This is a genomic window from Candidatus Pelagibacter sp. (assembly GCF_052049775.1).
In the GTDB taxonomy this organism is placed as follows: domain Bacteria; phylum Pseudomonadota; class Alphaproteobacteria; order Pelagibacterales; family Pelagibacteraceae; genus Pelagibacter.
The window spans coordinates 21,456-29,713 of the sequence record NZ_JBNGZH010000001.1 but is presented as its reverse complement, the minus strand read 5'-3'; the positions used below and the strand labels follow the sequence as shown (position 1 = coordinate 29,713).

The 8,258-nt window shown below is 30.1% G+C and carries 7 protein-coding genes; all 7 read left to right on the top strand.

The annotated features are described in order from the left end of the window. Positions 1–1,279, top strand: a 1,279-nt coding sequence (gene tolB / locus ACTT83_RS00140) for a Tol-Pal system beta propeller repeat protein TolB (RefSeq protein ID WP_440918240.1), incomplete at its 5' end; no start/stop codon positions are given. Between the two features lie 85 nt (positions 1,280–1,364). Continuing rightward, positions 1,365–1,844: a peptidoglycan-associated lipoprotein Pal gene (gene pal / locus ACTT83_RS00135; protein ID WP_440918241.1), complete on the top strand. Its 480-nt coding sequence runs from the start codon at positions 1,365–1,367 to the stop codon at positions 1,842–1,844. Between the two features lie 83 nt (positions 1,845–1,927). Then, a complete protein-coding gene (gene ybgF, locus ACTT83_RS00130; protein ID WP_440918239.1) occupies positions 1,928–2,923 on the top strand; it encodes a tol-pal system protein YbgF in 996 nt (331 codons plus the stop codon). After that, a complete protein-coding gene (tilS, locus tag ACTT83_RS00125; protein ID WP_440918238.1) occupies positions 2,883–3,911 on the top strand; it encodes a tRNA lysidine(34) synthetase TilS in 1,029 nt (342 codons plus the stop codon). The genes ybgF and tilS overlap by 41 nt, the downstream gene beginning before the upstream one ends. Before the next feature lie 68 nt (positions 3,912–3,979). Then, entirely contained in the window at positions 3,980–5,875 is a 1,896-nt protein-coding gene (ftsH, locus tag ACTT83_RS00120; protein ID WP_440918237.1) for an ATP-dependent zinc metalloprotease FtsH, read from the top strand. 5 nt (positions 5,876–5,880) lie between these two features. After that, positions 5,881–6,933 carry a dihydropteroate synthase gene (gene folP, locus ACTT83_RS00115; RefSeq protein ID WP_440918236.1) on the top strand — a complete coding sequence of 351 codons (1,053 nt, stop codon included), beginning with the start codon at positions 5,881–5,883 and terminating at the stop codon, positions 6,931–6,933. After that, positions 6,933–8,258, top strand: a complete 1,326-nt coding sequence (glmM, locus tag ACTT83_RS00110) for a phosphoglucosamine mutase (protein WP_440918235.1) — start codon at positions 6,933–6,935, stop codon at positions 8,256–8,258. The genes folP and glmM overlap by 1 nt, the downstream gene beginning before the upstream one ends.

Sequence of the window (8,258 nt, the reverse complement as noted above, 5' to 3'; positions counted from 1 at the left end):
TGAGGTTGATATTACACGTGGAAATTTAAATCCACTCCCAATTGCAGTGTCACCATTATCAATTGATGATGAGTCAAAAAAGAGTTTTGAGAAAACTTTGAAGAAAAAAGATATTGGGTCAGAAATTTCTAAAGTTATTGAGAAAAATTTAAAAACTTCAGGTCTATTTAATCCACTAGATAAAAATGCTTTTCTTCAAGCACCTGATATTGCTCATCTTAAACCACGTTTTGAGGATTGGAATTTAATTAAAGCACAAGCTTTAATTACAGGTAAAGTAAAAAATGTTGATGATAAACTTAGAGTTGAGTTTAGATTATGGGATGTACTGGCTGGTAAAGAAATGATGGCTCTTGCATTTACCACTGTGCCAAACAATTGGAGACGTGTTGGCCATATAATAACAGATAAAGTTTATGAGCGATTAACTGGAGAAAAAGGTTATTTTGATACTAGGATAATCTATGTTGCGGAAGAGGGTCCAAAAACAAAAAGAATTAAAAAATTAGCCATCATGGATCAAGATGGTGCAAATAATAAATTTTTAACTTTAGGCAATGAACTTGTTTTGACACCAAGATTTAATCCTACAAGTCAAATGGTAACATATCTATCTTATTTTAGAAATTTACCTAGAGTTTATCTTCTTGATATAGAAACAGGTATTCAAGAAGTGGTAGGAGATTTTCCAGGAATGACTTTTGCTCCTAGATTTTCTCCAGATGGAAAAAAAATTATAATGAGTTTTGCTAAGGATGGAAATTCAGATATTTATACAATGAATTTAGAAAATAGAATTGTAGAGAAAATTACCAATCATCCCTCAATAGATACTTCACCATCTTATTCCCCTGATGGAAAATTTATTTGTTTTAACTCTGACAGAAGTGGGTACCAACAAATTTATGTCATGAAAAGTGATGGTAGCAATGTTAAAAGAATTTCTTTTGGAAATGGTTTATATGGTACACCTGTTTGGTCTCCAAGAGGTGATTTAATCGCTTTTACAAAATTACATAGAGGTAAATTCTACATCGGCGTGATGAGAACCGATGGATCTGGTGAGAGATTATTGACAGAAAATTTTTATCAAGAAGCTCCTTCCTGGTCGCCTAATGGACGAGTTTTAATTTTTTATAGAGAGACTAAAACCGATGATAAAGGGGAGGGTTTTTCTGCTAAATTGTGGTCAATTGATTTAACAGGCTACAATGAAAGGCTTGTAGGCACTCCAACTGATGCATCAGACCCATCATGGTCATCTTTATTAAGCAATTAACTGAAAATATGTTGATTTTTTACCTTGAAACATTTAATTAGTTGTGAAAAAGTTAGTTATAAGAAATATTGACCAAGGAGCATTAATGAAATTAAACAAAATTTTAAAGAACACTTTTTTAGTATTATTTGCATGTTTAGTGTTGTCTGCTTGCGCAACATCAAAAAAAACTACAGGCCAAATGCAAGGGGATGTTTACACTGGAACTGATACAGTTGAATATTTAGCTTCAGGTGTTCCTGACAGAGTTTTCTTTGCAACTAATGAGTCGGTTTTGACTACTGCATCAAGAGAAACTTTAAGAAAACAAGCGGCATGGTTAAGAAAAAATTCTGATATAACAATCGTGCTTGAAGGACATGCTGACGAAAGAGGAACAAGAGAATATAACTTAGCATTAGGTGAAAGAAGAGCTAATGCTGCTAAAGATTATTTAATGACTTATGGGATTTCCTCTAACAGAATTTCAGTTTTAAGTTATGGAAAAGAAAGACCAGTTGACTCTGGTTCTAATCCTTTGGCTTGGTCAAAAAACAGAAGATCTGTTACAGTAAAAGCAAATTAATTTTAAAAAATTTAAGACCCTTAACTAATTCAATTAGTTAAGGGTCTTTTTTTTGCCATTATTTTAATCATAAGATTAATTTAATGCGACACATTTTAAGAAAACTTAAAATTATTACACTTTGTTTAAGTAATTTTTTTTTGGTAACTTATTCTTACGCTGACAATCATAATATTTATGAAATATTAGATCAGCTTCAGAAAGATATAAAGACTCTAGAAAAAGCAGTATACTCAGGATCAATAGAATTAAATAGTGATAGTTCTGTAAATTTAAATTCAAATTTAGATAATAATTCAGAAGATGTTCTTACAAGACATTTATTAAAACTTTCAGAAATTGAAAACCAATTTCAGGAACTTACAAATAAGTTTGAGGAAATAAATTTTAAGTTAGACAAACTATCCAGCAGGATGTCAAAAGTGCAAGCAGATAATCAAATAAGATTTCAGGACTTAGAAAATGTTGTGTCTTCTGATGCAACTACAAATAAATTAACAAAAAAAACAAATAATGAGCAAATGGAAGTTTTACCTGGGAGTTCTCAACCTCAAGATTTGGGATCGATATCATATAAAGATACAGCGACAAATGAAACATCACAAAAAACAAATTCTGTAGACTCAACAGCTTTAGTAGTAACTGAAACTTTTCAAGTTGAAGAAAAAATTCTTCCAAATGAGTCACCAGATAAACAATATCAGTTTGCTACAAGCTTTTTAAAAGTTGGTGATTATTCAACTGCTGAAAGAGCATTCAGAGAGTTCGTTGACACAAATCCTGAACATAATCTAGCTGGGAATGCTCAATATTGGTATGCAGAAACTTTTAGGATACGACAATTGTATACGGATGCAGCCTCAGCGTATTTAGAAGGTTATCAAAGATACCCTAAAGGTGAAAAAGCACCTATAAACTTACTAAAGCTTGGTGTATCAATGGTACAAATTGGAGAAAAAGATCAAGGTTGCAAAATGATCAATGGTGTTGAAGAACAATATCCAGAGGCAAACCAATCTGTGATACAAAAAGCTAAATATGAGTCTCAGAAATTCGAATGCAACAACCAAAATTCCTAAATTTTTAAGAGATAACTTAAATAATAAAAGAATAAATAAGATTTATAAAAAATTTGAAATCTCTTTAAATTTAGATGAAAGTTTTGCAGTTGCAGTCTCAGGTGGCCCAGATAGTCTTGCTTTAGCTTTTTTATCTAAAATTTATGCAATCAAAAAAAATTTAAAACCAAAGTTTTATATTATCGACCATAAACTTAGACCCGAGTCTACAAAAGAGGCTAAATTAGTTTTAAATTTGCTTAAAAAAAACTTTATAAAATCTGAAATATTAACTTGGAAAGGAAAGAAACCAAAGAAAAGCATCCAGTCAATTGCTAGGATAAAAAGATATGAAATACTTTTCAAGAAATGTAATCAATTAAAAATCAAAAATATTTTAATGGGTCATCACGAGGATGATTTAATTGAAAATTTTTTTATAAGACTTCTGAGGGGTAGTGGAATAAAAGGTCTCACATCTCTAGACATAAAGACAACAATAAAAAAAAAGAATATATTGAGACCTTTAATTGATATAAAAAAAGAGGATTTAATTTTTATTTCAAAAAAAGTTTATAATTTTTATGTAGAAGATCCAACAAACTATGATGAAAAATATCAAAGAGTTCGAGTAAGAAAATTAATGAAAAATCTTGAAAGAGATGGTTTAGATAAAAATAAATTAAAAAAAACGATTAAAAATTTAAAATACGCAAACAAAGTAATTGAGTTTTATGTTGATAAAAATTTACGAGAAAATACCTTTTTTTTAAATAATAAAAAAAGACTAATTATCAATAGTGATTTTTTTCTTCAACCCCAAGAGGTTACTTTTAGAGCCTTTTCAGAAACATTAAAGTTAATTGGTAAAAAATATTATTCTGTAAGAGGAAAAAAATTAGAAAAAATTATCCGAGAAGTTGAAAATAATCGATTGAATAGAGCTACATTAGGTGGTTGTATTATTGAAAAGGTCAATCAATCAATAATTATCTCTAAAGAGCCCTAAAATAATGCCACTTTACACAAAATGCCACTTGTTAAATTGATAATAATTCTTATTTTAGGTCTATGAATATGAAAAACGTTGCAATGTGGGCTATCATAGTTTTTTTAACTATTGGTCTTTATAACATGTTTAAAAATCCCCAAACAAATATTAGAGGTGGGGACAAGGTTATATTCTCAGAATTCTTGACATCTGTTGAAAATGGAGAAGTATTAAAAGTAGAAATCCAAGGTAATAATATTAAAGGTGTGTATTCAAATGGAAACTCATTTACAACTTATTCTCCTAACGATCCAAATTTAATTGAAAAACTTTCTGAAAAAGGAGTGAGTATTTCAGCTGCACCTATTGAAGAAAAAATGCCATCATTATTTGGTGTCCTGCTTTCGTGGTTTCCTATGTTATTATTGATTGCTGTTTGGATTTTTTTCATGAGACAAATGCAAGGTGGTAAAGGTGGAGCTATGGGTTTTGGAAGATCAAAAGCAAAAATGATGAATGAACTTAAGGGTAAAGTTACATTTAATGACGTTGCAGGTGTAGAAGAAGCAAAGGAAGAAGTTGAAGAAATTGTAGAATTTTTAAAAGACCCAAGAAAATTTAGTAGACTTGGAGGAAAAATACCAAGAGGTGCTTTGTTGGTCGGTCCACCAGGCACTGGAAAAACTTTATTAGCTAGAGCGATAGCAGGTGAAGCTGGAGTACCATTTTTTACGATCTCAGGTTCAGATTTCGTTGAAATGTTTGTAGGAGTTGGTGCTTCTAGAGTGAGAGATATGTTTGAACAAGGAAAAAAAAATTCCCCTTGTATAATTTTCATAGATGAAATTGATGCTGTAGGAAGAAGTAGGGGTGCTGGTTTAGGTGGTGGAAACGATGAACGAGAACAAACTCTTAACCAGCTTTTAGTTGAGATGGATGGTTTTGATACTAATGAAGGAGTAATAATTATTGCTGCAACAAACAGACCAGATGTATTAGATCCTGCTTTATTAAGACCAGGTAGGTTTGATAGACAAGTAGTTGTATCCAATCCTGATATAATTGGACGAGAAAAAATTCTAAAGGTTCATGTTAAAAAAATTAAAATGGCACCGGATGTTAATTTAAGAACTATTGCAAGAGGCACACCTGGTTTTTCTGGTGCAGATCTAGCTAATTTGGTAAATGAATCGGCTTTATTGGCTGCTAGAAAAAATAAGAGAATTGTTACACTAAATGAGTTTGAGGAAGCAAAGGATAAAGTAATGATGGGAGCTGAGAGACGTTCAATGGTAATGACAGAGGATGAAAAAAAATTAACAGCTTATCATGAAGGGGGTCATGCGCTGGTATCTTTCAACATGCCAAGTTATGATCCTATACATAAAGCAACTATAATTCCTAGGGGCAGAGCATTAGGTATGGTTATGAATTTGCCAGAAAGAGATAAACATGGTCATTCTATAAAATATTTAAAAGCAAGGTTGGCAGTTTGTTTTGGTGGAAGAGTTGCTGAAGAAGTAATTTTTGGAAAAGATAATATATCAACAGGAGCAGGTGGAGGTAGTGGATCAGATATAAATCAAGCTACGCAACTTGCCAGAGCTATGGTAACCAAGTATGGGATGAGCGAAGAAATGGGGCCTGTTGAATATGGTGAAAATCAAGAAGAGGTTTTTTTAGGAAGATCAGTAACACAAACACAGTCAGTCTCTGAGGAAGTAGCACAAAAAATAGACAAAGAAATCAGAAAGCTTATAGATGAGGGTTATAATACTGCAAAGAAAATTTTGACTGAAAAAGTTGAAGATTTACATAAAATTGCAAAAGCTCTTATGACTTATGAGACATTAACTGGTGAAGAAATTGAAAATATAATCAATAAAAATATATACCCAGCAGACAAACAAGACTTGAAAGTAGAAGATGATAAAGGGTCAGCAATGGGTGCTCTAGGCCTAAAACCAAAAATTGTTCATTAGACTGAATGTCTAGATATTACACAAGAGTGTGTAATTTCTATTATGGTGCAAAATCTAAATTATTAGTTAAAAAAAAAAAGACATTACCACTTCATAATAATCCTGAAATTTCTTTCGATAAAATAGAAATAATAACAAGAAATTCAATAAAATTAATTTCTTTAAATGAAGTGAACAAATTACATGTAAATTTAAAAACAAAAGTAAAAAAAGATCTAAGATTAATTACAAAAAAAAAAAGAAATATTAAAAATTTAAATTTTCAAATTATTCCTCAAATAATGGGTATTTTAAATATTACTCCAGACAGTTTCTCAGATGGTGGAAAATTTTTTAATTATGCATCAGCCAAAAAACAATTAAATTTTCTTTTAAATTCTGGCGCAAATCTTGTTGATATTGGAGCAGAGTCCACAAAACCTGGATCTAAAGCTATTAAATCAAAAATAGAATGGAATAGACTCAAAAATATTTTAAAATTAATTGATAAAAAAAATTTTATATCTTTAGATACTAGAAAATCAGAAATCATGGAAAAGGGAATTAAACTAGGAGTAAAATTAATTAATGATGTTTCTGGTCTAAATTTTGATAAAAACTCAATCAAGATTTTAAAAAAGTATAATATACCTTTCGTACTCCAACACTCACTTGGTAATCCTGACGTAATGCAAAAAAATCCAAAATATAAAAATGTATTATTGGATATTTACGATTTTTTTGAAGAAAAATTAAATAACTTACGTAAAAATGGAATTTATCATAATAATATAATCTTAGACCCTGGTATAGGTTTTGGAAAAAATTTGAAACATAATATGACGATAATTAAAAATATATCAATTTACCATTCTTTGGGTTTGCCTATACTGCTTGGTATTTCCAGAAAAAGATTTATAAAAGAATTATCTGGAAATAATGATAGCTCTTTAAGAATTGGAGGAACAATAAGTAGCAGTATTTTTGCAATGTTACAGGGTGTACAAATGTTGAGAGTTCATGATGTCAACGAAGTGAATCAAGCTATAAAAGTTTTCAAAGCACTTATAAATAAATAATGAAGTATTTTGGCACTGATGGAATTAGAGGGCAGGTAAATAGTGGGAACATTAATGGAGATATGTTCTTTAAGTTTGGACTAGCAGCAGGAAAATATTTCACAAATTTAAAAAAAAGAAAACAAACGGCAATTATTGCTAAAGATACTAGACTTTCAGGATACGCATTAGAACCTGCACTAGTTTCTGGTTTAGCTTCTGCAGGAATGCACGTTTATACACTGGGTCCATTGCCGACTAATGGCCTTGCAATGTTGACAAAATCAATGAATGCAAATCTTGGCATTATGATTACTGCTTCGCACAATTTATTTTATGATAATGGTTTAAAGTTATTTGGTCCTGATGGATTAAAACTATCTGATAAAATTCAAAAAAAAATTGAAAATTTAATAGATAGTAAAGTTCAAAAACACTTATCAAATCCAAAAAAATTAGGAAGGGTTAAAAGGTTAGAGACTGGAACTGATGAATATATTAAAATTTGTAAAAAAAAGTTATCGAGAAACTTTAAATTAAATAATTTGAAAGTAGTTTTAGATTGTGCAAATGGAGCTGGATATAAATCTGCACCAAAATTAATTAGATCACTTGGAGCAAAATTAAAAGTTATAGGCAATAAACCAAATGGGTTTAATATTAATAAAAATTGTGGTTCAACTTTTCCAGAAAAACTACAAAGAAATGTTAAAAAGTTCAAAGCGGATTTGGGCATATCTTTAGATGGAGATGCTGACAGAATAATAATGTGTGATGAAAAAGGATCTATAATTGATGGTGATCAAATTATCGCTGCATTAGCTTTACAATGGAAAAAGAGAAAAATTCTCAAAGGAGGCGTTGTCGGGACCTTAATGTCAAACTATGGTTTAGAAAAATTTTTAAAAGAAAAAGGTATCAAATTTTTAAGAGCTAATGTTGGGGACAGATATGTTAAGGAATTGATGCAAAAGAAAAAATTCAATCTAGGAGGAGAACAATCGGGTCATATTATTTTAGGAAAATTTGCAACAACTGGCGATGGTGTGCTTGTCGCTTTAGAGATTATAAAATCAATGAATAGAAAAACCAAAGCCAGTGATTTTTTTAATGTCTTTAAAAAAATTCCACAAATTTTAGAAAATATAAAAATAAAAGATGATAAAATACTTAAAAATCACTCTGTTAAAAGATCCATTAAAATTGCAGAAAAATTAATTAAAAATCAAGGTCGAATTCTTGTAAGAAAATCAGGTACTGAACCAAAGATAAGAATAATGGGTGAGAGTGAAAATAAAATTTTGCTTAAAAAATGTATAAAAATAATTTCAAAAGAATTTAAATAA